Source organism: Rhizobium lentis, assembly GCF_014200175.1.
Taxonomy (GTDB): Bacteria; Pseudomonadota; Alphaproteobacteria; order Rhizobiales; family Rhizobiaceae; genus Rhizobium; species Rhizobium mulingense.
In genome coordinates, this window is sequence record NZ_JACHBD010000001.1 from 292,705 (window position 1) to 318,810 (window position 26,106).

The window sequence follows — 26,106 nt, forward strand, 5'->3', positions numbered from 1 at the left end:
GAAAACAGGAGCGGCGTTGAGGTCCATATCCCGCGAGCCCTCCCGCAGCGAGGCCAGATTTCGCCGTATCGGTACGCTTGCGAATGAAATTTCCCCAGATCACCCGAAAGACCGCTCCTGGAGATAGGTGAATTACCTGTGCACTGCAGCAACGATTGTCACTTGCAATGTTTACAAAAACAGATATCACTAAACATATTGCTAAACATGATGAGTGAGGAGTTCATGTGAGCATTCTCTGAAATGGGTGAACGTGCGACGCTGGCGGGAGCCGGCCTTGGTTCTGGGAGGAACTTATGCAGAAAACATCGAAAGCCCTTTTGGGGCTGGCCACGGCGCTTGTCACGTCGTCGGCATTGCCCAATCTCGCCAAAGCCGATGAACTGACGCTGTGTTGGGCCGCCTGGGACCCCGCCAATGCGCTGGTCGAGCTATCGAAGGACTTCACCGCCAAGACTGGCACGCAGATGAAGTTCGAATTCGTTCCCTGGACGAGTTATGCCGACCGCTTCCTCAACGAGCTGAATTCCCATGGCAAGCTCTGCGACCTCATTATTGGCGACAGCCAGTGGATCGGCGGCTCGGCCGAGAACGGCCACTACGTCAAGCTCAACGACTTCTTCGACAAGGAAGGCATCAAGATGGATGACTTCGTGCCGGCGACGGTCGTCGGCTACTCGGAATGGCCGAAGAACACGCCGAACTACTGGGCGCTGCCGGCCATGGGCGATGTCGTCGGCTGGACCTATCGCAAGGACTGGTTCGAGAAGCCGGAACTGCAGAAGGAATTCAAGGCGAAATACGGCCACGATCTCGCGGCACCGAAGACCTATGACGAGCTGAAGCATATCGCCGAGTTCTTCCAGAAGCGCCAGATCGACGGCAAGACCGTCTATGGCGCCTCGATCTATACCGAGCGCGGCTCCGAAGGCATCACCATGGGCGTGACCAACGTCCTCTACGACTGGGGCTTCCAGTACGACAATCCGAAGAAGCCTTATGACATGGAGGGCTTCGTCAACTCGGCCGACGCGGTCAAGGGCCTCGAATTCTACAAGTCGCTCTATGATTGCTGCACCCCGCCCGGCAGCTCCAACGTCTACATGGTCGAATCCGCCGACGCCTTCAAATCCGGACAGGTCGCCATGCAGATGAACTTCGCCTTCACCTGGCCCGGCCTCTACAAGGACGAGAAGGTTGGCGGCGACAGGATCGGCTTCTTCCCCAATCCGGCTGAAAAGGCGCATTTCGCCCAGCTCGGCGGCCAGGGCATCTCGGTGGTTTCCTACTCCGAGAAGCGCGACGCCGCCCTGCAATACATCAAGTGGTTCGCACAGCCCGATGTGCAGGCCAAATGGTGGGAGCTCGGCGGGTTTTCCTGCCTGAACTCCGTCGTTAACGCGCCGGATTTTGCCAAGAGCCAGCCCTATGCCCAGGCCTTCCTGGACTCGATGGCGATCGTCAAGGATTTCTGGGCCGAGCCGAGCTATGCTTCGCTGCTGCAGGCCATGCAGAAGCGCGTCCACAACTACGTGGTCGCGGGCAACGGTACCGCCAAGGAAGCGCTCGACGGCCTGGTGAAGGACTGGAGCGACGTGTTCAAGGACGACGGCAAGATCTAGTGTCGGACGACGGGACAGGCGGAATCCCTCCGCGCGCCATCCTCACCAGGATGGCGGCCCGGATCGGCAGACGAGCCGGGCCGCCAGATCTTCCAAATCGCAATTGACTGGGTGAAGAATTGACAATTTCCCATTCCTCCATTGTCGAGAAGGCGGCCGATGCGACAGCAAGGGCAACGCCGGTCTCGGTCGCCCGGCGCGTCCGCGGCCTCTCCGACAGGGCAATCGCCTGGCTGTTCATTGCGCCGGCCATCACATTGCTGCTGGCGATCAACATCTTCCCGCTGCTATGGGCGCTCTATCTCTCCTTCACCAATTACCGCGCCAATCGGCCGAATGCGCCGGTGCAGGGCGTCGGCCTCGGGAATTACGAGCGCGTCCTCAACGATCCCGACATCTGGCAGGCGATGCAGACCACCGCACATTTCGTCTTCTGGACGATCCTGCTGCAGACGGTGATCGGCTTCACGCTCGCCTACCTGATCGACCGCAAGTTTCGCGGCCATGCCTTCTGGACGACAATCATCCTAATCCCGATGATGCTGTCGCCCGCTGTGGTCGGCAATTTCTGGCGCTTTCTCTACGAGCCACAGATCGGGCTCTTCGCCTATGCCGTGTCGCTGGTCTCAGGCATTCCGACTTCCGATATCCAGATGCTCGGCAATGTCTCTTTGGCGCCCTGGGCGATCATCATCGTCGACACCTGGATGTGGACGCCCTATGTGATGCTGATCTGCCTCGCCGGCCTGCGCTCGATCCCTGACTATATCTACGAGGCGGCCGAGGTCGACCGCGCTTCGCCGGGGCGCCAGTTCTGGTCGATCACCGTCCCGATGGCCCTGCCCTTCATCATGCTCGCCGTGCTCTTCCGCGGCATCGAGAATTTCAAGATGTTCGACATGGTGACACTGCTCACCGGCGGCGGGCCAGGCTCGGTCACCGAAGTCGCCTCGATCACGCTTAAGCGCGCCGCGTTCGAAAGCTGGGCGACCGGCCGGGCCTCGGCCTTCGCCATCATCCTCTTCGTCGCGGTGTTCGGCCTCGCCAACATTTACGTCAAGGCATTGAACAAGGTGAAGCAACGATGAGTGCCGCTAACTCCGCCCATTCGGTCGTAGAACCGAGCCTGTCCAACAAGCGCATCGCCGGCACCATCGTCGTACTGTACGCGCTGATCACCCTCATCCCGCTCGTCTGGATCTTCCTGACCAGCATCAAGTCGCCGCCGGATTCGATCAGCTATCCACCCAAGATCGTCTTTAGCCCGTCGCTCGAGGGCTATTGCAATCTGTTCACGACGCGCACCCGGCAGACGCCGGATTATATCGCCTCGCTGCCGGCGCCGGTCGGCACTTGCGATGAGGTGACGCGCAAGCGGAACATGGTGATAGCAGGCCCGTCGAATTTCGTGCCGCGCTTCGTCAATTCGCTTGTCATCGCCTTCGGCTCCACCTTCCTCGCGGTCTTCCTCGGCACGCTCGCCGCCTATGGCTTTTCCCGCTTCAAGGTGCCACTCGCCGACGACCTGCTGTTCTTCATCCTGTCGACGCGCATGATGCCCCCGATCGCCGTCGCCATCCCGATCTACCTGATGTATCGCGAGCTCGGCCTGTCGGACACGGCGCTCGGCATGATCCTGCTCTACACCGCGGTCAACGTCTCGCTCGCCGTCTGGCTGCTCAAGGGCTTCATCGACGAGATCCCCCGCGAATATGAGGAAGCGGCGATGATCGACGGCTATACGCGGCTGCAGGCCTTCCGCAAGGTCGTGCTGCCGCAGGCAACGACCGGCATCGCCGCCACCGCGATCTTTTGCCTGATCTTCGCCTGGAACGAATATGCGTTTGCCGCCCTGCTGACCTCAGGCGACGCCCAGACCGCACCGCCCTTCATCCCGACGATCATCGGTGAGGGTGGGCAGGACTGGCCGGCCGTTGCCGCCGGTACGACGATCTTCCTGATCCCGATCCTCGTCTTCACCATCCTTCTGCGCAAGCAGCTGCTGCGCGGCATCACCTTCGGAGCCGTCCGCAAATGAACCATCTGATGCAAACACGCACCCCTGCCCGTCCGAAACGGCCGTTCTTCCTGCGGCGCGGCCCGATGGAGGCCATCGCCACCGTGCTGATCGGGCTCGGCTTCCTGATGCTGTTCCAGCCCTTCCTGCTGGTGCTCTACACCTATTCGCTGGTCACCCTGCTTGCAGGCACCGTCATGTTCATCATCGTTTCGAAATTCGCGGAGTGAACCATGGCGGACATCCGGATTGAAAATCTCCGCAAGGAATTCGGCAGCTTCGTTGCCGTTCAGGATTCGAGCTTCACCGTCCATGACGGCGAGTTCCTGGCGCTGCTCGGTCCATCAGGCTGCGGCAAGACGACGACGCTTCGCATGATCGCCGGCCTCGAGCTGCCCTCGAGCGGCAAGATCTATCTCGACGGGGAGGACGTCACCTTCAACCGCGCCAGCGCCCGCGACATAGCCTTCGTCTTCCAGCTCTTTGCGCTCTACCCGCATATGAATGTGCGCAAGAATATCGGCTTCCCCTTGCTGTCACAGGGCATGCCCAAGGCCGAAATCCGTCAGCGCGTCGACGAGACCGCGCGGCTCCTACAGATCGATCATATTCTCAACCGCTCAGTCTCCGGCCTTGCTGGCGGCGACCGGCAGCGTGTGGCGCTCGGCCGCGCCATCGTCCGGCGCCCGAAATGCTTCCTGATGGACGAGCCGCTCGGCACGCTCGACGCCGAGTTCCGCGAGGTCATGGTCCACGAGCTGCGCGAACTGCACAACCGCATCCATGCCACCACCGTCTACGTCACTCATGACCAGCACGAGGCAATGGCGATGGCCGACAAGATCGCTGTCATGAACCATGGCGTCATCGAGCAGTTCGGCACGCCGCAGGAGATCTATGCCAAGCCCGCGACCATGTATGTCGCCGATTTCATCGGCTCGCCGCCGATGAACTTCATGCGCTTCACCTCTGGCCTGAAAAGCGGCGACACGTCCATCCTGCTCGATGGCGTCGATGTCGCTGTTCCCGAGATCCATCAAGACATGGCCGAGAGCGAGCTGGCGCTCGGCGTGCGGCCGGAGCATATCCGCTTCAGCGATGCGTCGCCCCTTCGCGGCGCCGTCTACGGCAGCGAATATCTCGGCACCAATCAGGTCGTGGCTGTCGAAACTCGGGGCAGCCTTATAAAGGCCCGCGTTCCCGCCAATCGCACCTTCCGGATCGGCGAGACCGTCGGCTTGGAATTCAACCCGGTAAAACTCACGCTCTTCGACTGCACGTCGGGCCGCGCGGTGCCATCGCAGCTTTATCAGGAGACCCGGCATGGCTGACGTCGTCCTTAGGAACCTCGCCAAGCGCTTCGGCGATACTCAGGCTTTGGCCGATCTCGATCTGTCGATCCGCGACGGCGAATTCGTCGTGCTGCTCGGTCCCACAGGCGCCGGCAAGACCACGACGCTGCGGCTGATCGCCGGCTTGGAAAAGCCGGACAGCGGCCGCATCGAAATCGGTGGCCGCAATGTCGCCACTGAGGCGCCCGCCGAACGCGATGTCGCCTTCGTCTTCCAGCAATATTCGCTCTATCCGCACATGACGGTCTACGACAACCTCGCCTTCCCGCTGAAGGCGCCTGTGCGCAAGCTGAGTGCCGAGATGATCGACCGCCGCGTGCGCGAGGTCGCGCGCATGGTCCGGATCGACCATAAACTCGCCAACCGCTCGACCAGGCTTTCCGGCGGCGAGATGCAGCGTGTCGCAATCGGCCGGGCACTGGTGCGCCGGCCGGCGATCTATCTGATGGACGAGCCCCTGTCCTCGCTCGACGCCAAGCTGCGCGCCGAACTCCGCCTGGAGCTGAAGCGCATCCAGAAGGAGTTGGGCTCGACGCTGCTCTATGTCACCCACGACCAGGTGGAAGCCATGACCATGGCCGACCGTATCGGCATCGTTGCCGAGGGCCGGCTGATGCAGGTCGGAACGCCGCGCGAAATCTATAGCAATCCCGCCAACCTGCATGTCGCCGCCCGCCTCGGCCAGCCGCATATCAACCTTCTGCCGGCGGACCTGCTTCCCGGCGGTCAGCCGCCGGCTGGTACAAAAACAGTCGGCGCCCGCACCGAACATCTCGATATCATTGTCGGCAAGGACGCCAATGCCGAGATCGACTGGATCGAGCATCTCGGCGACCAAAACCATCTCCATATTAGGGCTGGCAATCACAAGCTCGTCACACTTGCAGATCCATATCTGGCGATCGCGCCGGGCGACCGAATCAGCCTGACGCTGCGCGATCCGCTTTATTTCGATGCGGCTGGACAGCGCCTGTTCTGACCGGCAAACACACATGACGACGGCATGAAAAACAAACAGACGGGTCTCAATCGATGAAACACTTTTTCAACCGCAGGGAAACCATCGTTACCGAAGCTCTGGACGGTCTGCTTTTGACGAGCGGCAACGGTCGTCTCGCCCGCCTCGACAGCTTTCCCGACATCAAGGTGATCCTGCGCGCGGACTGGGACAAGTCGAAGGTGGCGATCATCTCCGGCGGCGGCGCCGGCCATGAGCCTTCGCATGCTGGCTTCGTCGGCAAGGGCATGCTGACGGCAGCCGTCTCCGGCGAAATCTTTGCGTCCCCGAGTGTCGATGCCGTGCTGACGGCGATTCGGGCCGTGACGGGCCCGAAGGGCGCCCTGCTGATCGTCAAGAACTACACCGGCGACCGCCTGAATTTCGGCCTCGCCGCCGAAAAGGCGCGCGCCGAAGGCTTTGACGTCGAGATGGTCATCGTCGCCGACGACATCGCCATCCCCGGCATCAACCAGCCGCGCGGCGTCGCCGGCACGCTGTTCGTCCATAAGATCGTTGGCTATCACGCCGAAAGGGGCGAGGACCTGACGACGGTCACAGCCCAGGCCAGAAGTGCGGCTGGCGATATCGTCTCTCTCGGCATGTCTCTCTCCACCTGCAGCGTGCCCGGCCAGGCGCATGAGGACCGTCTCGGCGCTGATGAAGGCGAACTCGGCCTCGGCATCCATGGCGAGCCCGGCCTTGAGCGTATCGCCATGCAGCCAGTCGCCGATATCGTCGCCACCATGGTGGCGCGCCTGTCGCCTGCGCTGCGCGAGGGGGCAAGTCACGCCCTCCTCATCAACAATCTCGGCGCCGTGCCGCCGCTCGAAATGACCGTCATCGCCAATGCCGTGCTGTCCTCATCGCTTGGCCGCCGCATCCGGCTGATCATCGGCCCGGCGCCGATGATGACTGCGCTCAACATGAACGGTTTCTCGCTGTCGCTGATCCGGCTGGATGCCGCGCGTGAAGCGGCGCTGACGGCTACGGTCGAACCGCATGCCTGGGTGCCGGCCGTCGAGCTCCACGAGATCCAGATCATCGCCGCGCCGAAAACATCAGCCGGATTGAACGGCGCGGCAGTGGCCGGGGAGAACAGCCGCAACCGTCGCCTGATCACGGCGCTCTGTGAGCATCTGATTTCGCAGGAAAGCGAACTCAATAGGCTGGACGGCCGCGTCGGCGACGGCGATACCGGCTCGACGGTGGCGACGGGCGCCCGCAGCGTGCTTGCGCGCCTGGACATGCTGCCGCTCGACCGGCCGGCGGCAACGCTCGCCTCGCTTGGCGATATTCTCCGTACCAGCATGGGCGGATCGAGCGGCGTGCTGCTGTCGATCTTCTTCACAGCGGCGGCAAAGGCGATGGTCGACAAGGCCGATATATCGGCAGCCCTTCTTGCCGGGCTCGACAGGATGACGTTCTATGGTGGAGCCTCAGTCGGCGACCGGACGATGGTCGATGCGCTCTCACCTGCCCTGCAGGCGCTCGCATCCGGCGATGTCGGCGCAGCCGCAAAGGCAGCCGCAGCGGGTGCGGAGTCGACGAAGACGATGACGAAGGCGAGAGCCGGACGCGCCTCCTATGTCGGAGAAAGGGATCTGGCGGGGGTTGCCGATCCCGGTGCGGTCGCCGTTGCTGGCGCGTTTGGAGTGGTGGCAAGCCTGGCCTGAGCGGCGTAAAGTTTGAGAGCCGCGCGGGAGATGTGGCAACAGGGAGGACGGCAGTGCAGGCGGAACCGATGCTGGTGGCAGGATTGATCGAGGTGTGCCGCGCGACGATCGCGGAGAATACCGATCACCTTTGCGCGCTCGATCGCGCCATCGGCGATGGCGATCACGGAACCAATATGTGGCGCGGCTGCGAGGCGGTGAGCGCCGAAGGCGAGAGCCTGTCCAACCTGCCCTTCCCCGACGCGGTGGAAAAGATCGGCCTGGCGCTGGTGATGAATGTCGGCGGTGCGGCCGGCCCACTTTACGGCACGTTGCTGATGGAGATCGGCCGCGAGCTTCGCAAAAGTGAGGAAGCGGCCGATTTTCCGCAGGTGCTGAAACAGGCGATCGACGCGGTGGCAAGGCGCGGACGCGCCCATACGGGCGACAAGACCCTACTCGACGTACTCTATCCCGTGCATGCGGCACTGGCGAAGCGATCACCACTCGGTGACATCGCCCGCAAGGCCGAACGCTCCGCCAATAGGACCGCCGCGATGAAGGCGATGCGCGGGCGTGCGGCTTATCTCGGCGACCGTTCGATCGGCCACGTCGATCCCGGCGCGTGGAGCTGCGCGTTGCTGACCACTGCGATCTGCCGCTATCTCGGGGAGCAGCGGCCCCAATGAATGCAAGGACCGACATGACTGCTAAGACCGCAAACGTGGGTATCGTGATCGTCTCCCACTCGCCGCTGGTGGCACGCGGCATAGCCGACATGGTGCGCCAGATGGTCGGCGACTGCGTGCCGCTCGCCTGGTCGGGCGGCAACGTCCACGGCGAACTCGGTACCGATGCCGGCGGCATCCTGAGGGCGATCGAAGCCGCCTGGTCCGATGCCGGCGTCGCCGTCTTCGTCGATCTCGGCGGCGCCGAAACCAACAGCGAGATGGCGATCGAAATGCTGGGGCCTCCCCGTTCGGCGCTCGTCTCCATTTGCAACGCGCCTTTGGTCGAAGGCGCCGTGATCGCTGCTGCCGAAGCGTCGGGGGGCGCGTCACTGGCCAAGGTCGTCGCTACAGCCGAGGAACTGTCCCCCTGATGACGAACGGATTGCGTATTGAAAAACAGGAGCCTGGTCCATTGCATGTGAACTGCCAGACGGAGGTGGAAGTCAAGCACGGCGTCGGGCTGCATGCCCGCCCCTCCGTCACCTTCACGCGGCTTGCCAAGTCCTTCCCTTGTTCGATCGAGGTCGCAGTCAACGGCAGCGACGTTTGGCTGAACGGCAAGAGCATCATCAAGATCATGAATGCGAGAATCCGCAAAGGGTCTGTCCTCCGGATCCGCGCCGACGGCATTCTCGCCGAAGAGGCGATCCGTGCGCTGAAGGAACTCATCGAGCGCAATTTCGATGAGGAAAAGAAACATGGCCGAACCGCTTAGGCTGAAAGCAAAGAGCGCATCCCCGGGCGTCGCATCCGGCCCGGCCTTTCTCGCGGAGGAGCCGAAAGCTCCTTCCGCCGCCGAGCGGCCGGACGCCGGTCTCCCGCCTCAAATGGCCGGCGGATTCGGCGCGCTGGAAAAGGCGATCGATATCTCGATCGGCGAACTCGAGCGCCTTGCCGAGGGCGCCGATGCCGAAAGCCGCGATATCATCGATTTTCAGATCGAGGTGCTGCGAGATCCAACGATCGCGGAAGCGACCGGCGCGCGTATGGAAAAGGACCAGAACGTCGTCTTCGCCTGGGTCGCCACGCTCGACGCCTATATCAGCGAACTCGAAGCGGCCGACGAGGAACAGATGCGGGCGCGTGCCGTCGATATTCTCGACATCAAGAACCGTGTGCTCGGCGCGCTCGCCGGCACCCCGGTTGCCGATTTCCCGGCCGGCTCGGTCTTCGTCGGCAAGGACATGGAGCCAAGTCGCTTTCTCGCCCACGACTGGTCGAAAGGCGGCGGCATCGCGCTGTTTGCGGGCAGCACCGCCGGCCATGTCGCCCTGCTCGCACGGGCGAAATCCGTGCCGATGGTTGTCGCCACCGGGCGCTTTTCAGCCGCAGACGGCGATCCTGTCAGTGTGGATGGCGACGCCGGTGCGGTCATTCTGCAGGCGGGCGGCATGCTGATCCCGCCGCCGGCACCCACTCAAGTGCCTGCCGTCGACACGCAAACCGTAAGCGGCGAGCTCCGCACGGCGGACGGCGTGCCGATCCTCATCTCCATCAACATCAACGATCCCGCCGAGATCGACGCGCTCGATCCGGCAACGGCGGGCGTCGGCCTGATGCGCTCGGAATTTTCGGTCACTTCGCTCGCCGATGCCGCCAACGAGGAAAGGCAAGAGGCGATCTATCGCCGTGTGCTGGAACAGGCGGGGGAAAAGCCAGTGATCATAAGAATGCTCGACATCGGCGGCGATAAGCCGCTCACCGGCCTCGAAGACATGCCGATTCTCGAACCGGGCCTGCGCGGCATCCGGCTGCTGCTTGCCCGGCCGGAAATTGCCCGTGTGCAGGCCCGCGCCCTGCTGCGCGCCGCCGTCTACGGCAGGCTCTCGGTGATGCTGCCGATGGTAACTTTTCCCGAGGAAATCGACAGGATGCGCGAGATATTCCGGGAAGAAGCCGAAAGGCTCGGCCGCCGTTCGCTGCCACACCGGATGCCGCCGATCGGCATGATGGTTGAGGTACCATCGGCCGCATTGATGCTCGACACCTTCGGGTCGGCGGCGTTCTTCTCGTTCGGAACCAACGATCTCACTCAATATCTTGCCGCATCCGCCCGCGACGACATCAACGTCGATGCCGGCAAGGCCGCACCCGCCGTGCTCCGGCTTATTGCCCAGGCGGTGAAGCTTGCCGCCGGCAAGCCCGTTAGCATCTGCGGCGATATGGCCGGCGATCCCCGCTATCTCTCCGGGCTGCTCGCCGCTGGCCTCCGGCATTTTTCCGTGGCGCCGGCCCGGCGTCCAGCGATAAGCTCGGCAATCATCGGTCTCAATGCCGATGGCACAAAGGCAGCCGGAGAATAGAATGGCGCGCGAAGACACCGAAGACGCCATTATCGTCTACAAGTCCATTCTGGCGCAGATCATCGACAACAGGCCATCGGGCACGCGCCAGCGCCTGGCGACGGCGCTTGGCAAACATCGCAGCTTCGTTACCCAGATCACCAGTCCGACATATGCGACCCCGCTGCCGGCGCGCCATCTGGCAACCATCGTCCGTGTCTGCCATTTCAGCGCCGCTGAAGAGGAGCGCTTTCTCGAAGCCTATCAGGCTGCCCATCCCGGCAAGCTGCCGGATCTCGGCCATTCTGAGAAATTGCGGCACCTGTCGCTGATGGTGCCTGACTTCGGTGACGATCGCAAAAACCGCCTGCTCGAAGAGGCGATCTCCGATCTTGTGCAGAAGATCGTCGCGATTTCAGAAGCGAGTGAGCAGTGAACTGACGTGGCGTAATGCTTGGCTCTGGGAGGGGCTTGATGAAGAAGTTCATGAACACTGCGGAAACCATGGTCGCCGAAAGCGTCGAAGGCTTCGTGCGCGCCCATGAGGCCTTCGTGGTGTTCGGGGCCGAGCGCAAATGCATCCGCCGCCGCCACCTCACGTTGGGCAAGGTGGCGCTCATCTCAGGCGGCGGCGCCGGCCATGAACCGATGCATATCGGCTTCATCGGCCAGGGAATGCTGGATGCCGCCTGTGTCGGCCATATCTTCACCTCGCCGACACCGAGCCAGATCATTGCCGCCATTGAGGAGGCGGACACCGGCGCCGGCTGCCTGCTCGTGGTCAAGAATTACGATGGCGACCTGATGAATTTCGAAATGGCGATCGAGATGGCCGGCGACCGCCACAGCCTCGACATGGTCGTCGTCAGCGACGATATCGAGACGTCGAGAACAGGCGAAGGCCGCGGCCGGCGCGGCGTCGCCGGAACGCTGATCGTCGAAAAGCTTATAGGTGCCGCGGCCGAACGCGGCATGTCGCTTGCCGAATTGAAGCAGCTTGGCGAGGGATTGAACAGACGCTACCGCTCGATGGGTGTGGCCCTGAACGGCGTGACAGTGCCGCAGACCGAACGCAAGACATTTGCGCTCGGACCCGGCGAAATGGAAATGGGCGTCGGCATCCACGGCGAGCCCGGCCATGTCAGGCAGCCCTTCGCCGCTGCCGATGCCATCATCGGACATCTCTGCGAAACCATCGCCGATGACATCGCGGCAGCGCCGGGCATGCGAGCCCTGCTGTTCGTCAACGGCCTCGGCGGCACGCCGCCCGCCGAACTCTACCTCGCCTATAACAGCGCCCGCCGTTTCATCGAGGAAAGAGGCATTCCGATCGAGCGCTCGCTTGTTGGAACCTACGTCACCTCGCTCGACATGCAGGGGCTGTCTGTCACCCTTGCTTTGCTGACCGACGAGGAAATCGCTCTCTGGGACGCGCCGGTGGCGACGGCGGCACTGCGTTGGCCGTAACCGCAATCCAGAAATATCAGATGGAAAGCGGCGCCGAGGCCGCACCGCACCTGCCCTCCGCGGCAGCGGCAGCCAGCCGCCGATGCGAAACGCGCCGGTCGAGAGATAGACGAGGTCGAGCACGTGCCAGTCGGCATGGCTGAGCTCGCTGCAGGAAAGCACCGGCTGCGGATCGACCGTCAGCGCCCTTCAATACCGCTCATCCCAGAATGCGTCGAACCATCCGGCTCCTCCGGCGGCTTCACCGCTGCGACGGAGAAATTCGCCTAAGCCTGGGCCGACGGCACCGGCCTTTTCGAAACACCACTTGCCCCGTTGCGATTTAATCGGATGCGATATATATAGTTATTAAAACCCCGGACAGGATAGAGCCATGATCACGTCTAAAACCGCAGAAAAGCCCGACACGGCTGCGCCCGCCTTCAAGGAGGCCGGCAGCAGGAAGCTGTCGACCTTCCTGTGCTTCGCGGTCTATTCGGCCAATCTCGCCTTCGGCCGCGCCTACAAGCCGATCCTCGACGCGCTCGGCCTGACCTATACGCAGTATATTGCCATGGTGGCCCTCTGCGAGGAGGACAACCAGACGGTCAGCATGCTGGGAGAAAAGCTGTTCCTCGAATCCAACACGCTGACGCCCATTCTGAAGAAGCTGGAGTCGGCCGGCTTTATCACCCGCCACCGCGATCCCGCCGATGAACGCCAGGTGCGTGTCAGCCTGACGCCAGCGGGGCGCGATCTTCTCGAAACCAATCCCGGCTCAGCCCTGATCGACGCCACCGGCCTCGGCGACGATTTCCCCGTCGTGCAGAAATCAGTGACGCGGCTGCGCGACAACCTGCTACGGGCGCAGGCGGAGCTGCAAAAATCATGATCGCGGCACATGTCTTCGCCTAGTGACATGCCCGAGATCGCAATCGGTGCATTGATCGGGAATGGGAGCGTTCTTCTCGCCAGGCGAAGTTCGGAGCGCAGGATGCACCCGGATCGGCGGAGCCTGCCGGGCGGTCACGTCGAAGACGGCGAAGATGCCGAAACCACACTGCGCCGGGAATTGCTGGAAGAAATCGGCGTGACGCCGCAGCACTGGCTGTTGGCCGGAGAGTTCGCTTCGGAAAGCCCGCCCGGGGCATCCGCCACCTTCCATGTCTATCGCGTCGACCGATGGCAGGACTCTCCGCGACTTATCGGCGATGAACACACGGCGCTCAGATGGTTTACTGCCGCGGAGGTAGAACGCGAAACCGAACTGGCGCCGCCTCAGCTTGGTGAAATGCTCTTAAACCTGCTCAGACCGCAAACGAACCGGCAGGCATGATGACGGAAAAGAAGTGGCGCGCCCCTACAGAGCGCACTGCCGAACCTCCGCAAGCGCGCCTTCCTCCATCATCTCGGCCGCCTTGGCATACCCGCCACCCATTCCGTCGAGGAAATGCAGGTGCGAACCCGGCTGGCCCGACGGCACGAGGCAGGTCATCAGCGCGTGAGACTGGCGGTGCAGCCCGAAGTCGATCTCGCCGCGCGCCCGTGCCGCGGCGAGGATGGCTTCGACGCTGTCGATCTGGTCCGGCGCGCAGTCGAGCGTCAGGCGCAGGCCGTCGTCGAACTTGCGGAAATCCGAATTGGAGGCGACCTCCGACCAGCGTTTCGCGCTGACCTGCTTCTCTCTTGCCATACCCGTCCCTCCGGCAAGCGGATGGGACCGGCGCGGCGCGGCATCGAGTACCGCGAGCACGCGTCTTGCCAGCGCCGCAAAGACCTCGGGGCGCGTGTGGTCGCGCGGCTCGACCAACAATGACAGGATCTCGCCGCGCTGGCTCGGGAACGGCGCCCAGTCGCAGCTCAGACCCGTCAGGTCAGGCTTCATCGCATAACGGCCCGGCTTGACCAGAAAGCGGCCATTCTTGATCTGCTGCTCCGCCCATTTGAGCCCGCCTCCGGCAAACATCGCATAGGTCGCGCTCTCGGAGGCGGCATAGCGCGCGATCCTGACGTCGCGCCCGTTGGCACGGATTTCGCCGACGGTGACGAGCCCGACACGCAAGTCGAGATGAAGCTTGGCTTTGGCGAAGCCCGCGACGTCACGCAAGGCCGATGTCGCCGCCATGATGCCGCTCGCCGGCAAGGCGAAGGCTGCTCCGTCTCCGCGAAACACGAAGGGAAAATCGAACGAACCCCGGGCATTGCCGAGGGCGGCGATGATCGATGCGCCGGCATAGTTGACGTCTTTATAGCGCCCCGACCGGATAGCTGCGGTCGAGCTGGCGACATCGGTGATGCCGACCAGCCAATCGTCAGGCAATGGCTCGTAGACATCGGGATCGAGCACCAGCGAAAACTCGTCATAGGCCCGGTGCGACCCGGCGTGGCTGTTGATCATTGCAGGTTCTCCGGATCGGCAGGTCTGGCTGCTGGCTCAGAAACGGGTCTGCCGCCAATCGGCAGACCCCCGCTTGAAGCTCACGGCGCAAGGCCGGCCTTCCTGTTCAGATAAGCTTGGTTTCGACTTCGATATTGCCGCGAACCGCCTTGGAATAAGGGCAGATGCCGTGGGCCGCCTCGATCAGTTCCTGTGCGATCTCGCGGTCGATGTCTGCAAGGCTGACATTGAGTCGTGCACGCAGGAAGTAGGAGCCATTATCGCCGTTGAGCGTAATCTCAGCATCGACCTCGGGACCGGCTGGCAAGGTGATCTTCCGCTGCGCAGCGGCGAGCTCGATGGCGCCGATATAGCAGGCTGACCAGGCGGCCCCGAACAGGTTTTCGGCCGCCGGGTGCGGCTGCGGCAGCTTAATGTCGAGCGTGCCGTCGCTGCTGCGTGCATAGCCGTTGCGACCGCCGGCGATGTGGGTCTTGCCAGCGAAAAGAAGCTTCTCAGTCATTGTCGTATCCTTCGGTTTGGAAGTTTGTATCGTATCCGCTTAAATCGGATGCGCGTTAATATGCCAGATTGAATTTAAAGTCAACACTATTCCGATTTAATCGGATACGAGTTTATTTTCCTCAAGACTTGAGCCAGCCGCCCAGCCAGGCTCGACCGGTTGCGCATTCACGTCTTGTCCGGGAAGGAGGCCCGCTATAGGCTTGCCTCGAGACTCGGGGCTTCACGAGGAAGGTGGAGAGATGTCCGCCATAACCGAAGGCAATGCGAGACAATATGGCGACAGCCGCAAGCTCGCCGCCCGCGCCAGGCTCCATACCGAATACACCATCGCCGAAACGGGCTGGTTTCCATGGGTTGCCGCGCAGCTGCCTTTGAAACCGGCGGATCGCGTCCTCGACCTCGGCTGCGGGCCGGCATGGTTCTGGGCGGCAACGGCGGGTCTGCTGCCAGAGAATCTGCACCTGACGCTCGCCGACCTTTCGCCAGGCATGGTCGACGAGGCAGTGGCGCGCTGCGGCGCGCAGCCCTTCGGTTCCGTTCGAGGCTGCCGGGCCGATGCCGCCGCACTTCCCTTCGAAGACGGCGCCTTCGATCTCGTGATCGCCATGCATATGCTCTATCACCTGCCCGACCCTGCCGCCGGCATCGCGGAGATGACGAGGGTGTTGGAACCGGGTGGATTTCTCTCGGTCACCACCAACGGGATCGGCAATATGCGCGAGATCTATCGCCTGACGACCGTCTTCGGCAGCGCGCCGGCCGATCCGGCCGCCGCAGCCTTTGGATATGACGCCGCCGAGCAAATGATGCGGACGCAATTCGGAAACGTCGCCATGTCGCAGTATCCGGCAAGCATGCGGATCACCGAGCCCGAGGATGTCTTCCTGGCTCTGACCTCTTATCCGCCCGGCGAAGGCGCCGGCGAGCCTCAGCTCAGCGGTTTCCGCCGGGCGATCGCCGATGCCTTCAGGCAAGGCAGCGGCGCGCTCGATGTCAGCAAGGAGACCGGGCTGTTCCTCAGCAGGAAGACGGCCTGATCGGATCGCCCTCTTTCAGGAACGCGACGGGCCGGAACAGAGCGGCCCTCAGACCTTCTCTTTCTTCCTGACCTTTTCCTTTGGCTCCACCGGTGCATCGGGCGTCGGGGCGAGCAGCTTGCGCAGTGATGCGATCTTGTCCTTCACCAGCGGCCGGAAGCGCGTCGCGCGGTAGGGCATGTCGGCCGCCCCGTAACCTTCCGGCCCGTCATCATTGCCGCGATGGATTTCCGCGAGCTTCACCCCGATGAAGGTGCCGTCGACATAATGGGTATATTCGCCCACCCAGCGGATCGTATAGATCTCGCCCTTGCGGATCAATTGATCGATGCTGACATGCTTGAAGGTGTCGTTGATGCAGACGACCTTCTGGCCGACATGAAATTCATAGCTCATGGATCAAACTCTCAAAAGGCAATCCGCCTCGCCGATCTATAGCGCGCCCGGCGACGAGGATGAACCCTTTTCTGCCGGCGGACTTCATGCCGCGTGAGCGCCTCTTCCTCTCATGCAACAAGCTCAGTCGCAATAGACCTTGCCGCTCTTGCGGGAGCGCAGATCGAAGTGGAAGTGGTTCCAGTGTTCCGGGTTGCTGCCCGGCCCGAGCACCGTGCTGAAATAGCGGCAGCTATCGGTGCGCACCGCCTTCAGCAGCCGGCCCTCGCGCAGCGAGAACAGACCCTTCTTGCGCACGTCGATCTCGTGGCCATTCTTCAGCACGAACTTGCCGACGTCGATGGCGTTGCCGCGGGCATGTTCCGACATCGGATTGTATCGCTGACGGCTGTTGTTCATGCGCCGGCAGGAATAGCCGCCGAGCGGCTGGATCGTTCTGATGCCGCTCCAGTAGCGGAAGCGCGCGGATGGAGCGAGCTCATTCTTCACCCATTTGGCGAAGGCGAGCGTCACCTGACAGTTCAGCGTCACGGCCGGCTTCACGCCGATATTGCCGGAAAGTCCCTTCAGCGATACCGGATAAGGCACTTGGCAGGCCGGCCCTTGCGAGATCGGCGGCTTTTCGTCGAAGAGCACTCCCATGCGCTTCAGTTCGCGCCGGCAGGCAAGCTCGGAAGCCGGCATGACGCTCGGGTCGACCGGTGCGGCGGGCTCGCTCATCATCGGATTGTTCGGCCGCAGCATCGCCACTTGCTCGGCCTCGTCCTCTTCAGGAACGCGGGATGGCGCGGTGACCGGACTGCCGTCGCTCCAAGTGGGCGCACGGCTCATCTGCGACTGCGCTGCCGGCTGCGGCATTGCCCGCGGTGCCGGCTGGTGCATTGGTTGGTTGAGCTGCAGCGGATTGTCGGTGCCGATGCCGTCGACGACCGGCTCGGTGGCGTTGCCCTCGGCGATCTGCTGCTGTTGCTCCTGCGCCAGCCCGACGACGGGCTCTGCTCCAAGCTCATCATCCATGTTGACGCCGCCGGAAGGGATCGCAAGGTTTTGGGTGCCACCCCAATTGCCGTTCGGCTGACCGGCCGCCATCGCCTCATCACTGTCGATCATCGGCAGTTTTCGCCCCTGCGCCCTCGGCGCGCGAGCCGGATGGCCGGCACCGGCAAGGTTCGGCGTATCGAGATAGTCGACCGAACCTTGCGTATTACCGACCGGGGCGCTGACAACCGGATAGGACGCCTGGCTTTCCACGGGCGCCATGCGCACGGCCGGCGCCATGTGCGAAGCACCCCGAGACGGCGAAATCGAACTGACCCTGGTGCCGTTGTCGACATTGGCCGGCGGCACCAGTCCGTCGCTGATCGAACAGGTCGTCAGTGCAGCCGACAGCAGCACGGGCAGGAAGACTCGCCGAGGAAAGGAAACAAACGCCATACTCTTATCGCTTCCGTGGGCCGGCCGCAGAGTGACCGAAAAAACTCGGTCCAATTTTAATTAAAAACGGTGAATGAAAACTTACCGGCACAATCTGGACGCGACGGGAATGAAAAAGGCGGCTTTCGCCGCCTTCCAACCTGCTGTGAACTCACGCTGCCCGTGTGTATCGGGTGTCCCGCTGCTGCTCCGCTCCGCGCAGGCGAAAATTCGCAAGCAGCGTCTTCAGCTGAGTGCTTTCGTCGGCGAGCGTGCGGCTTGCCGCCGTCGTCTCCTCGACCATCGCCGCGTTCTGCTGCGTCATCTGGTCCATGTGGTTGACGGAACTGTTGATCTCGTTGAGTCCGGTCGACTGCTCGCGCGCCGCCGTCGCGATCGAGGCGACGTGATCGTTGACCTGATTGACCAAGGCCTCGATTTCCAACAGCGCATCGCCCGTCGAGCGCACCAGCGCCACCCCGCCCTCGACTTCGGTCGCCGACCGGCTGATCAGTTCCTTGATCTCCTTGGCGGCGTTGGCCGAGCGCTGCGCAAGCTCGCGCACTTCCTGGGCAACGACGGCAAAGCCGCGGCCCGCCTCGCCGGCCCGCGCCGCTTCCACGCCGGCATTGAGCGCCAGAAGGTTCGTCTGGAAGGCGATCTCGTCGATGACCGAGATGATCTGGTTGATGCGGCTTGAGGATTCCTCGATCCGACCCATCGCCGTCACCGCATTGCGGACGATCTCGCCGGAGCGTCCGGCGCTCGCCTTGGTCTCGGCCACCATCTCGCGGGCCTCGTTCGCCCGCTCCGATGCCGTCTTGACCGTCGCGGTAATCTCGTCAAGGGCTGCGGCCGTCTCTTCGAGAGCCGCCGCCTGCTGCTCCGTCCGTTTCGACAGGTTGCCGGTCGCTTCACTGATGTCGGAGGCGCTGTCGTTGACCACGCGGCTCGATTCGGCAATCGCGTGGATGACGCCGTTCAGCGCATCGACGGCCGCATTGAAATCATTCCTGAGCTTGGCGTAATCCTCGCCGATATCGTCGATTGCAACCGTCAGATCGCCGCCCGCCAGCTTCTCCAGGCCGACGCCGAGCGCCTGCATGGCGCGGCTCTGCCGCTCGGAGGCCGAGCGCAGGCTCGCCTCGTTGCCGCGGCGTTCGTCCTCGATCTGCCGTTGCCTTTCGTCTTCACGCCCACGTAGCGCGCTGCGCTCATCCACGGAGTCGCGCAGCACCAACAGCACCTTGGCCATCTGGCCGATCTCGTCGCGGCGATCGCTGCCGGCGATCTCCACCGACGCCTCTTCGGCGGCAATCGCATTCATCGCCGTCTTCAGCCGGGCGATCGGCGCCGTGACGCTGCGGACGATGGCATAAGCAATGGCAATCGTGGCGGCCGCACCGAGCAGGCAGAGCGCCGCCGCCCAGATCGCATTCTGGCGATAGAGCGCGGCGAGGTCGTCGGCGTAGACGCCCGTGCCGACGATCCAGCCCCAGGGCTCGAAACCGGCGACATAGGAATATTTCAGCACCGGCTCGTCGGCGCCCGGCTTCGGCCAGTAATAATCGACGAAGCCCTTGCCGTCCTTCTTCACCTTGTTGACGAATTCGACGAACAGGAACTTGCCGGTCGGATCCTTCATCTGCGAGATATCGGTGCCGTTCAGCGCCGGCTTGATCGGATGCATCACCATCGCGGGACGCATATCATTGATCCAGAAATAGCCGTCGGCTCCGTAGCGCATCGCGCCGATCACGTCCTTGGCGGCCGTCTGGGCCTGTTCGCGGGTCATCGTGCCCGCCTGCTCCATCTTGTAATATTTGTCGAAGATGCCGAGCGCCGTCGCCTCCATCTTCTCCAAGCCCGCCTTCCGCTCCGCTTGCAGTTCGGAATAGGAGTAGTTCAGAAAAAAGATCATCGTCGCCGCCAATACGGCAAGCGTGAAGCCGACGAGGCAATAAAGGCGGGTGGAAATCTTGACGTTACGCATGAGGTTCCCGGCGATTCTTGGAGATGAGACCGATCCCATTGTGAACGACCGGAATTACTGGAGCGTAAAGCTTTATTAGAAAATTATTAAATAACGTAAGGGGATGCGCTGGTTGCATAATTCAACCGACTGAAATCGATGAAGATTTATCTCGGCGACGAGCGCAACATGCGTCGCGCCTCCGGTGCCGGGACCGAAAGGGATTGGTCTGCACACCGAGTTCGCCTAACCTTGGCTGCAGAATCGCAACGCACAGCCCGAAGGAACCCTCGATGACTGAAACAAAACCCAGAGGCGAACTGACGCTGCGCACCCTCGCCATGCCGGGCGATGCCAATCCGGCCGGCGATATCTTCGGCGGCTGGGTCATGGCGCAGATGGACCTTGCATCGGGCATCCGTGCCGCCGAGCGTGCCAGGGGCCGCGTCGTCACCGCCGCCGTCAAGGAGATGGCTTTCGAGCTGCCGGTCAAGATCGGCGACACGCTGTCGGTCTATACCGATATCGAGCGCGTAGGGCGCACCTCGATCACACTCATTGTCGAAGCCTGGGCGCATCGCGCCCGTTACGCCAAGATGGAAAAGGTCACCGCCGGCACCTTCATCATGGTGGCGCTCGACGAAGAGGGCAAACCGAAGGCCGTCCCCGAGGAGTGACAAGCTTCGGGGCGGAGGATCAGGGATGGAAACGGTCAGTTCGCCGGAGGTCTTCCTTCACATCAAGGGTGGTGATGGGCATGGTCATCAGCCTTTCTCTTGCTCGGGCTGCTCCCGATCGCAACTCACCCTCACACCTTCAAAAACTGCGACCGCTTGTCAAACCCCAACCCCGGAAAGATCTTCCCCGTCAGATCATCCACACCGACATCGAACTGCCGGTAGAGCATCGCCGCCGCCACCTCGCGCACGTCGGCAGTCGGCATCAGGTCGCGGTCGTCGAGCAGCTGGCCGTCACTAAGCCCGGGCCATTTGCCGAGGATGCGGCCGCCGTTGATGGCGCCGCCGGCAATCAGGGCGCAGCCGCCGGTGCCATGGTCGGTGCCGGCCGAGCCATTCTGGCGGACCGTGCGGCCGAATTCGGTCATCGCCAGCACCACCGTCTTTGCCCATATCTCCGGTCCGAGCGTCGCCTTCAGCGTTTTGATCGCCTGCGTGAGATTCTGGGCCGGCTGCTTGAACTGGCCGGCCTGGCCGATATGCGTATCCCAGCCCGTGATCGAGAAGCTGGCGATGCGGTAATCGTCCTTCAGCATGTTGGCAGCGAGTGCCGCCACATCGGCCACCTTGTCGCCGCGCTGACCATCCTGTTCGGCCATCATCGAGGCGATATCGGCCCGTGTCGCCTCGGCAAGTGCTGCGGCAAACGGCGGATCGCCGGCATAAAGCCGCGCCAGGAACTGCATCTCGTCACGCGCCGGCGCCAGGTTGGAATCCGACGCCCAGACATCGACCTCGTTCGGCCCGGAGAGGATCATCTCCGTCGACGAATTGACGTCGATCGCCTTGCGCGCGTCCGAGCGCGGAATGACGGCGAGCGCCCGGTTCAGCCAGCCGGTCCTTTCCTCAGCGACGTGCTCGCCGCCTGACTCCAGCATGTCCTGCCCATCGAAATGGCTGCGCTGGTCGCGATAGGGTGTGGAGACGGCGTGCACGAAGGCGAGCTCCTTGCTCTTCCACAGCGGCATCAGATCGGCGGCGGCCGGGTTAAGCCCGAAGTGCCCATCAAGATCGAGGAGCCCGGTCTCGGGCGTCAGCGCCAGCGTCGGCCGGAGCGCGGCAAAACCGGCATCGCCATACGGCTGCACCAGATCCAGCCCATCCATCGCGCCGCGCAGCACGATGGTGACGAAGCGGTTATCACCTGGCATCGCCGCGAAGGTGACCGGCGTGAACACCGGCGCGGCGGCAAGACAGCAGGCCGACGTCAGAAAGCCGCGGCGAGAAAGCGAAATGCGGTTCATTGACAGCGTCATGGGCGGGGGCTCCAGAGCAAGTTCCGGAAAAGTGTCCAGCGGATTTCCGGTCAGAACCTGCGACAAAACAAATGAGCTAAGGAGACGAAGCGTTGGCTTGCCAACGAAAGTCTGCTTAGCGGCGGTTGAATTCCGGCGATGCCAGCACCAGCGTCAGGCCGCTGACCTTGTTCGGCGCCTGCGACACTACGCGGATCGTCTCGTCGCGCGCCGCATCGGCGAGCGTCGACTTCAGGAATTCGCGCGGGTCTTCGTCGCGGCCGAACTGTGCTGCGGCCCGCCTTGCCCAGGCCAGCCGCTCGGCGAGCTGACTGCCGGTGATCCAGGCGGAAAAGCCCTCCTCGAAACCGGCCGGGCTCGGCGGCAGCCAGGTCGGCTGGCCCATGCGCTTCAGCGCGCCCTGCCCCAGCGCCCGCGCCGTCCGGAAGGCCTTGAGCCGCTTGTCCCTCGCCTCGCCGGCGGGATCGGTCGTTACCGGCGCCCCTGCCATGCCGGGCGTATTCGCCGCCATATCGCCGTCATCGGTGCCCTGCTGGTTGGCGGCCAGGAAGCTGCCGACGACGCCATTGACAGGGCCTGCATTCAGCGCCCTGAGACCGGCGACGACATAATCGAAGGGCTGGCGCGCCTTGGCGCCCTCGTTCTGCCACGCGGCGGGATGGTCGAGCATGGCTGTATAGACGGCGGTGAGATCGCCATCTGTGTTCTTCCAGGCCGCGGTCATGTCCGAGACCATTCCCTCCTCAGGCTGATCGGCAACGAAGTGAACCGCGAGCTTGCGGCTGATATGCGCGGCCGTCTTCGGATGAACGGCAAGATCATCGAGCATGTCGAGATAATCGTCGCGCGAGCGTTGGCGTCCGCCATAGCTGACGCCGAGCACCTCATGGGCGCCGGGCTCGGAAATATTGGGCCGGAAGGCGATGTCCATCTCCTTGCGGTCGATGGTGAGCCCCGTCAGCACCTTGGCCGCAGCGGTGACGTCCGCCTGGGTATAGCCGCTGCCGGCGCCGAGCGTGTGCAGTTCCAGAAGTTCGCGGCCGAGATTTTCGTTCAGTCCCTTGTTGCGCTTCATGCCGCCGGGCGAATCCGGCCCGAGCGAATCCGCCTGGTCGAGATAGATCAGCATGGCGGGATGGGCCGTGGCGCTGCGCAGCAGATCGCCGAACCTGCCGGATATGAACGGCCGGATCGCTTCGGCCTCATACAGCGGCACGATAAGGCGCATCGGCAGGCTTTTGTTGGCGCTGGTGGAGAAATGATCGGTCCAGAAGGTCGAAAGCCGCTCGTAGAAGCCGTATGGCGACAGCACTGCCTGCATCAGCCGCAGGTTCGCGTCGTGCTGGAATTGCTGCTGCGCCTGGCGCTGCACGCCCTTGCGCATCTCGCGCCGCGCCGGATCGTCGTCCGTCGTCTTCGCCTCCTGGCGAATCTGCTTCAACTGCTCCTGCAGGCTGAGGATTGCGCGGTGACGCATGTCGGGGCCACCAAGCGGAAAATCCGGCGTGGCCGCCGCCCCAATCGATAGCTGGCCAATCAGCTCATCCTTGCTTTGCGGCGGCGCCTCGCCGGGCCGGAGTCCATAACCGAACCGGATCGCCGCCATCGTCGGAAAAGAGAGGCTCATGGCCGGTCAACTCCTGATCAATGAATAGTGATAGGCTGCCAGCCGATTACGACGGCAATCTGTAAGAAATGCGGCGATATCAAGACATGGACGATTTGTAATCTATTGAAAAAACTCCCGTTTAAGCCCGAAAGATGAAGGATGCTCCGATTGCGATCAGCGCGAAGCCGATGGCGTGGTTCCATGTCAGGTTCTCGCCGAGCCAGAAGATCGAGAAGCCGGAAAACACGATCAGCGTGATCACCTCCTGCATCGTTTTCAGCTGCGCCGTCGTATAGACCGCCGAGCCGATGCGGTTGGCCGGCACCGCCAGGCAATATTCGAAGAAGGCGATGCCCCAGCTGACGACGATGGCGAGGAAAATGGCGCTGCTCTTGTGCTTGAGATGCCCGTACCAGGCAAAGGTCATGAAGATGTTGGAGGCAAACAGCATGAGGACGGGCCAGACGGCGGCAGGAGAAAATAACATGGAGAAACTCGGAAGCTGTGGAGGAAAAACCGATCCGGCGGGGGAGACGCCGGCCGGCCTTAACTACCATGCCGCCGCTTGACGGCAAGCCCCGCAAGCTCGCGCCAATTGTCTCAGGCAACACCGTCCGGGCGCAAAATCGCAGCCGTGCCCTGCGAACAGGGCTGCCTATCTGGATCGCGGCATCCACCGACATCCGTCATGCTGAGGTGCGCAGCCCGGCAGGGCGAAATCTCGAAGCACGCCGCAACGCTGCTTCTTGCATCCATCTGACGCCGAGCACCCGCCTCGTCCTTCGAGGCCCCTGCGGGGCACCTCAGGATGAGGCTCTCTGAAGCGATGGCGCATGCTTGCTATCTCGCGGTCGTCAAACCGCTGCCCTAGCCAGCCACCACCCTGCCCCGGCACACCCATGCCACCGACGCGAACGACCGCGGCCCATCCGGCTCCCCGGCCTCATAGGCCGCCCTCAATGCAGCATCGACCGCCTCCCGCTTGCCTCCCGCCAGCCCAGCCACATACTTCCCGAGAGGTCCCTCGCCTGCGGCGATCGGCTGCCAGTAATCATCGAAGCAGAGATAATCCATCCTGATCAAGAGCGAGGTCTCCTCGACGTCGACGAGGCCATGCGCGACGAAGCTTTCTCTCATTTCGCCCGGCCGCATCATCGGTTGGAAGCAATATTTGCGGCGCAGAGGCAGCGCGTTGTCGTCGAGCATGACTACCGTGTCCCACATCATCCGCATGCCCGACATGCCGCCATAATGATCCCAGACGGCGGCCGCGACCACGCCGCCAGGGCGCACCACGCGGGCCATCTCGGCCACCGCCTTGCCCGCCTCCGGCACGAAATGCAGAACCAGCAGCGATATCGCCCGGTCGAAGCGATCGTCATCGAAAGGCAGCGCGCATGCATCGGCTTGCCGAATGGTAATGCGCGGATCGGTATTGCGCCGCATTGCCGCCTCCACGAAAACCGGCGAATAATCAATGGCGGCGATTTCTTGCAGGCCTGGCTTTTCCGCAAGCGTAAATGTCAGGCTGCCGGTGCCGCAGCCGACGTCGAGCACACGCTCGCCATCCGCAACACCGGCAAAATCGATCAGCATCGGCGCCAGCCTTTTGCTCCAGCGCCCCATCAGCCGCTCATAACCATCCGCATTTTCGACATTGAAACTCGACGGCATCGAAGCCTCCCTCTTCAACAACGATGGTCTATCGCCGCAGAGCCGAGCGATCCGTCGCCTTGCGCAAGGCGGGTGAGGCTCTCCGTCGTCCCCGGTTTGGGCCGGGAACGACGGAGAGTGTATCAGGTGGATGCCTTGCCGAGAACGCTCCAGTTGAAGCCGCGTGCCCAATCGGCATAGCTGTGCCAGCCGACATCGGGAAAATCCCGGCGCAGGGCGGCGATATCGGCGTCGTAGCCGGTGCGATCGAACCATTCGAACATCAGCGCCGCGTCCTCGCTCTGCTGCCGCATCGCGGCGATCGGCAGTTCCTGGTAGCGTATCGGCCGATCGAGCGCCTCGGACAGGATTTTCGCCTGCTGCTCGCCAGACAATTCGTCGCCGGCAATATCGAAACGCTTGCTGAACACCTGTTCGCGTCGCTCGGCCAGGGCTGCGACGAACGCCCCGATATCCTTGATGGTGACCTGTTGCAGCACACGTGCGGGCGGCAGCGCTGCCGCATAGACGCCCTGTCGGAGCCCATCGATCGCCCAAGGTGCCACCGTGTTTTCCATGAAGGCGACGGGCGCGCTGACCGTATAGGGGATGCCGAGGCCGGCGACATGCTTCTCGACGAGATACTTGCTGTCGAAATGCGGAATGCCGGTCTTCTTGTCGGCATCGCCGACGGAGGAATAGATCAGGTGACCGACGCCGGCGGCCTTCGCCGCATTGGCGACCGTGATGCCCTGGCGCGTTTCCGCTTCCGTCCCGGCCTCGTAGCTGTTGCCCATCAGGAACATCGTGTCGACACCGCTTGCCGCCTTCGCCACAGATGCGCCGTCATCCAGGTCGCCGCCAACGACCTCGACCCCTGCCGCGGCCAACCGCTTTGCGCCATCGCTGTCCGGCCTGCGTGAGATCGCCTTGACTCGGTGTCCCCGTGCGAGAAGCGCGTGCACGACCGCGCCACCCTGCTGGCCAGTGGCGCCCGTCACCAGAACGCTTCGTGTATTGCTCATCTGT

27 protein-coding genes are annotated in these 26,106 nt (G+C 63.0%); 17 read left to right on the forward strand and 10 right to left on the reverse strand.

All coding sequences use genetic code 11. The features are described from left to right. Positions 1–296 precede the first annotated feature (296 nt). From GGI60_RS01460 to GGI60_RS01530, 15 genes are all read left to right on the forward strand, one after another. Positions 297–1,622, forward strand: a complete 1,326-nt coding sequence (locus GGI60_RS01460; RefSeq protein ID WP_085859755.1) for an ABC transporter substrate-binding protein — start codon at positions 297–299, stop codon at positions 1,620–1,622. 119 nt (positions 1,623–1,741) lie between these two features. Next, entirely contained in the window at positions 1,742–2,710 is a 969-nt protein-coding gene (locus tag GGI60_RS01465) for a carbohydrate ABC transporter permease (protein ID WP_085860931.1), read from the forward strand. Beyond that, positions 2,707–3,660, forward strand: coding sequence for a carbohydrate ABC transporter permease (locus GGI60_RS01470; protein ID WP_183913196.1), 954 nt, complete (start codon positions 2,707–2,709; stop codon positions 3,658–3,660). Before GGI60_RS01465 ends, GGI60_RS01470 begins: the two co-directional genes overlap by 4 nt. Beyond that, positions 3,657–3,869: a hypothetical protein gene (locus GGI60_RS01475; RefSeq protein WP_183913194.1), complete on the forward strand. Its 213-nt coding sequence runs from the start codon at positions 3,657–3,659 to the stop codon at positions 3,867–3,869. The genes GGI60_RS01470 and GGI60_RS01475 overlap by 4 nt, the downstream gene beginning before the upstream one ends. 3 nt (positions 3,870–3,872) lie before the next feature. Next, positions 3,873–4,970: an ABC transporter ATP-binding protein gene (locus GGI60_RS01480; protein WP_183913192.1), complete on the forward strand. Its 1,098-nt coding sequence runs from the start codon at positions 3,873–3,875 to the stop codon at positions 4,968–4,970. Further along, positions 4,963–5,970: an ABC transporter ATP-binding protein gene (locus GGI60_RS01485; RefSeq protein WP_183913190.1), complete on the forward strand. Its 1,008-nt coding sequence runs from the start codon at positions 4,963–4,965 to the stop codon at positions 5,968–5,970. Before GGI60_RS01480 ends, GGI60_RS01485 begins: the two co-directional genes overlap by 8 nt. Positions 5,971–6,023: 53 nt before the next feature. After that, positions 6,024–7,664, forward strand: a complete 1,641-nt coding sequence (locus tag GGI60_RS01490) for a dihydroxyacetone kinase subunit DhaK (RefSeq protein ID WP_183913188.1) — start codon at positions 6,024–6,026, stop codon at positions 7,662–7,664. Positions 7,665–7,732: 68 nt separating this feature from the next. Then, on the forward strand, positions 7,733–8,332 hold the full coding sequence (dhaL, locus tag GGI60_RS01495) for a dihydroxyacetone kinase subunit DhaL (RefSeq protein ID WP_183913893.1): 600 nt from the start codon (positions 7,733–7,735) through the stop codon (positions 8,330–8,332). 14 nt (positions 8,333–8,346) lie between these two features. Beyond that, on the forward strand, positions 8,347–8,745 hold the full coding sequence (gene dhaM, locus GGI60_RS01500; protein WP_183913187.1) for a dihydroxyacetone kinase phosphoryl donor subunit DhaM: 399 nt from the start codon (positions 8,347–8,349) through the stop codon (positions 8,743–8,745). Beyond that, positions 8,745–9,089: an HPr family phosphocarrier protein gene (locus tag GGI60_RS01505; RefSeq protein WP_064803287.1), complete on the forward strand. Its 345-nt coding sequence runs from the start codon at positions 8,745–8,747 to the stop codon at positions 9,087–9,089. Before dhaM ends, GGI60_RS01505 begins: the two co-directional genes overlap by 1 nt. Continuing rightward, entirely contained in the window at positions 9,073–10,677 is a 1,605-nt protein-coding gene (locus GGI60_RS01510) for a putative PEP-binding protein (RefSeq protein WP_183913185.1), read from the forward strand. The genes GGI60_RS01505 and GGI60_RS01510 overlap by 17 nt, the downstream gene beginning before the upstream one ends. Before the next feature lies 1 nt (position 10,678). Continuing rightward, a complete protein-coding gene (locus GGI60_RS01515) occupies positions 10,679–11,092 on the forward strand; it encodes a hypothetical protein (RefSeq protein WP_064803291.1) in 414 nt (137 codons plus the stop codon). A gap of 38 nt (positions 11,093–11,130) precedes the next feature. After that, the gene (locus GGI60_RS01520) at positions 11,131–12,123 is read left to right on the forward strand and encodes a dihydroxyacetone kinase subunit DhaK (RefSeq protein ID WP_064803292.1); all 993 of its coding nucleotides are present in this window, start codon (positions 11,131–11,133) and stop codon (positions 12,121–12,123) included. 373 nt (positions 12,124–12,496) lie between these two features. Continuing rightward, positions 12,497–12,994 carry a MarR family winged helix-turn-helix transcriptional regulator gene (locus GGI60_RS01525; protein ID WP_183913183.1) on the forward strand — a complete coding sequence of 166 codons (498 nt, stop codon included), beginning with the start codon at positions 12,497–12,499 and terminating at the stop codon, positions 12,992–12,994. Positions 12,995–13,021: 27 nt separating this feature from the next. Next, on the forward strand, positions 13,022–13,438 hold the full coding sequence (locus tag GGI60_RS01530; RefSeq protein ID WP_183913181.1) for an NUDIX hydrolase: 417 nt from the start codon (positions 13,022–13,024) through the stop codon (positions 13,436–13,438). Between the two features lie 24 nt (positions 13,439–13,462). Here GGI60_RS01530 and GGI60_RS01535 read toward each other — a convergent pair whose 3' ends face one another. Further along, positions 13,463–14,500 (reverse strand): DUF3095 family protein, encoded by a 1,038-nt coding sequence (locus GGI60_RS01535; protein ID WP_183913179.1) that lies wholly within the window; start codon positions 14,498–14,500, stop codon positions 13,463–13,465. 106 nt (positions 14,501–14,606) lie between these two features. Further along, positions 14,607–15,002 carry an Ohr family peroxiredoxin gene (locus tag GGI60_RS01540; protein ID WP_183913177.1) on the reverse strand — a complete coding sequence of 132 codons (396 nt, stop codon included), beginning with the start codon at positions 15,000–15,002 and terminating at the stop codon, positions 14,607–14,609. Between the two features lie 241 nt (positions 15,003–15,243). On the opposite strand from GGI60_RS01540, the gene GGI60_RS01545 reads away from it, so the two are divergent. Beyond that, complete coding sequence (locus tag GGI60_RS01545; protein ID WP_183913175.1) at positions 15,244–16,041, forward strand: class I SAM-dependent methyltransferase; 798 nt, start codon at positions 15,244–15,246, stop codon at positions 16,039–16,041. A 48-nt stretch (positions 16,042–16,089) separates the two neighbouring features. Here GGI60_RS01545 and GGI60_RS01550 read toward each other — a convergent pair whose 3' ends face one another. From GGI60_RS01550 to GGI60_RS01560, 3 genes are all read right to left on the reverse strand, one after another. Next, entirely contained in the window at positions 16,090–16,437 is a 348-nt protein-coding gene (locus tag GGI60_RS01550; protein ID WP_183913172.1) for a CAP-Gly domain protein, read from the reverse strand. Between the two features lie 123 nt (positions 16,438–16,560). Next, positions 16,561–17,871 (reverse strand): extensin family protein, encoded by a 1,311-nt coding sequence (locus GGI60_RS01555; protein WP_183913170.1) that lies wholly within the window; start codon positions 17,869–17,871, stop codon positions 16,561–16,563. A 151-nt stretch (positions 17,872–18,022) separates the two neighbouring features. Further along, positions 18,023–19,843: a methyl-accepting chemotaxis protein gene (locus GGI60_RS01560; RefSeq protein WP_183913168.1), complete on the reverse strand. Its 1,821-nt coding sequence runs from the start codon at positions 19,841–19,843 to the stop codon at positions 18,023–18,025. 272 nt (positions 19,844–20,115) lie between these two features. Here GGI60_RS01560 and GGI60_RS01565 point away from each other — a divergent pair, with 272 nt between their 5' ends. After that, on the forward strand, positions 20,116–20,499 hold the full coding sequence (locus GGI60_RS01565; RefSeq protein WP_183913166.1) for an acyl-CoA thioesterase: 384 nt from the start codon (positions 20,116–20,118) through the stop codon (positions 20,497–20,499). A 131-nt stretch (positions 20,500–20,630) separates the two neighbouring features. Here GGI60_RS01565 and GGI60_RS01570 read toward each other — a convergent pair whose 3' ends face one another. The 5 genes from GGI60_RS01570 to GGI60_RS01590 all read right to left on the reverse strand — a co-directional run bounded on the left by GGI60_RS01570 (position 20,631) and on the right by GGI60_RS01590 (position 26,102). Beyond that, positions 20,631–21,815 carry a DUF1501 domain-containing protein gene (locus GGI60_RS01570; protein ID WP_183913164.1) on the reverse strand — a complete coding sequence of 395 codons (1,185 nt, stop codon included), beginning with the start codon at positions 21,813–21,815 and terminating at the stop codon, positions 20,631–20,633. A 115-nt stretch (positions 21,816–21,930) separates the two neighbouring features. After that, on the reverse strand, positions 21,931–23,442 hold the full coding sequence (locus GGI60_RS01575; RefSeq protein ID WP_183913162.1) for a DUF1800 family protein: 1,512 nt from the start codon (positions 23,440–23,442) through the stop codon (positions 21,931–21,933). Positions 23,443–23,563: 121 nt separating this feature from the next. Next, positions 23,564–23,911 (reverse strand): DMT family protein, encoded by a 348-nt coding sequence (locus GGI60_RS01580; protein ID WP_183913161.1) that lies wholly within the window; start codon positions 23,909–23,911, stop codon positions 23,564–23,566. 380 nt (positions 23,912–24,291) lie between these two features. Continuing rightward, on the reverse strand, positions 24,292–25,098 hold the full coding sequence (locus GGI60_RS01585; protein WP_183913159.1) for a class I SAM-dependent methyltransferase: 807 nt from the start codon (positions 25,096–25,098) through the stop codon (positions 24,292–24,294). A 122-nt stretch (positions 25,099–25,220) separates the two neighbouring features. Next, on the reverse strand, positions 25,221–26,102 hold the full coding sequence (locus tag GGI60_RS01590; protein WP_183913157.1) for an NmrA/HSCARG family protein: 882 nt from the start codon (positions 26,100–26,102) through the stop codon (positions 25,221–25,223). Positions 26,103–26,106 lie beyond the last annotated feature (4 nt).

Coding starts and splice junctions, on each gene's coding strand:
- GGI60_RS01460 (WP_085859755.1), top strand. CDS start 297: ATGCAGAAAACATCGAAAGCCCTTTTGGGGCTGGCCACGGCGCTTGTC.
- GGI60_RS01470 (WP_183913196.1), top strand. CDS start 2,707: ATGAGTGCCGCTAACTCCGCCCATTCGGTCGTAGAACCGAGCCTGTCC.
- GGI60_RS01475 (WP_183913194.1), top strand. CDS start 3,657: ATGAACCATCTGATGCAAACACGCACCCCTGCCCGTCCGAAACGGCCG.
- GGI60_RS01480 (WP_183913192.1), top strand. CDS start 3,873: ATGGCGGACATCCGGATTGAAAATCTCCGCAAGGAATTCGGCAGCTTC.
- GGI60_RS01485 (WP_183913190.1), top strand. CDS start 4,963: ATGGCTGACGTCGTCCTTAGGAACCTCGCCAAGCGCTTCGGCGATACT.
- GGI60_RS01490 (WP_183913188.1), top strand. CDS start 6,024: ATGAAACACTTTTTCAACCGCAGGGAAACCATCGTTACCGAAGCTCTG.
- dhaL (WP_183913893.1), top strand. CDS start 7,733: ATGCTGGTGGCAGGATTGATCGAGGTGTGCCGCGCGACGATCGCGGAG.
- dhaM (WP_183913187.1), top strand. CDS start 8,347: ATGACTGCTAAGACCGCAAACGTGGGTATCGTGATCGTCTCCCACTCG.
- GGI60_RS01505 (WP_064803287.1), top strand. CDS start 8,745: ATGACGAACGGATTGCGTATTGAAAAACAGGAGCCTGGTCCATTGCAT.
- GGI60_RS01510 (WP_183913185.1), top strand. CDS start 9,073: ATGGCCGAACCGCTTAGGCTGAAAGCAAAGAGCGCATCCCCGGGCGTC.
- GGI60_RS01515 (WP_064803291.1), top strand. CDS start 10,679: ATGGCGCGCGAAGACACCGAAGACGCCATTATCGTCTACAAGTCCATT.
- GGI60_RS01520 (WP_064803292.1), top strand. CDS start 11,131: ATGAAGAAGTTCATGAACACTGCGGAAACCATGGTCGCCGAAAGCGTC.
- GGI60_RS01525 (WP_183913183.1), top strand. CDS start 12,497: ATGATCACGTCTAAAACCGCAGAAAAGCCCGACACGGCTGCGCCCGCC.
- GGI60_RS01530 (WP_183913181.1), top strand. CDS start 13,022: ATGCCCGAGATCGCAATCGGTGCATTGATCGGGAATGGGAGCGTTCTT.
- GGI60_RS01535 (WP_183913179.1), bottom strand. CDS start 14,500: ATGATCAACAGCCACGCCGGGTCGCACCGGGCCTATGACGAGTTTTCG.
- GGI60_RS01540 (WP_183913177.1), bottom strand. CDS start 15,002: ATGACTGAGAAGCTTCTTTTCGCTGGCAAGACCCACATCGCCGGCGGT.
- GGI60_RS01545 (WP_183913175.1), top strand. CDS start 15,244: ATGTCCGCCATAACCGAAGGCAATGCGAGACAATATGGCGACAGCCGC.
- GGI60_RS01550 (WP_183913172.1), bottom strand. CDS start 16,437: ATGAGCTATGAATTTCATGTCGGCCAGAAGGTCGTCTGCATCAACGAC.
- GGI60_RS01555 (WP_183913170.1), bottom strand. CDS start 17,871: ATGGCGTTTGTTTCCTTTCCTCGGCGAGTCTTCCTGCCCGTGCTGCTG.
- GGI60_RS01560 (WP_183913168.1), bottom strand. CDS start 19,843: ATGCGTAACGTCAAGATTTCCACCCGCCTTTATTGCCTCGTCGGCTTC.
- GGI60_RS01565 (WP_183913166.1), top strand. CDS start 20,116: ATGACTGAAACAAAACCCAGAGGCGAACTGACGCTGCGCACCCTCGCC.
- GGI60_RS01570 (WP_183913164.1), bottom strand. CDS start 21,815: ATGACGCTGTCAATGAACCGCATTTCGCTTTCTCGCCGCGGCTTTCTG.
- GGI60_RS01575 (WP_183913162.1), bottom strand. CDS start 23,442: ATGAGCCTCTCTTTTCCGACGATGGCGGCGATCCGGTTCGGTTATGGA.
- GGI60_RS01580 (WP_183913161.1), bottom strand. CDS start 23,911: ATGTTATTTTCTCCTGCCGCCGTCTGGCCCGTCCTCATGCTGTTTGCC.
- GGI60_RS01585 (WP_183913159.1), bottom strand. CDS start 25,098: ATGCCGTCGAGTTTCAATGTCGAAAATGCGGATGGTTATGAGCGGCTG.
- GGI60_RS01590 (WP_183913157.1), bottom strand. CDS start 26,102: ATGAGCAATACACGAAGCGTTCTGGTGACGGGCGCCACTGGCCAGCAG.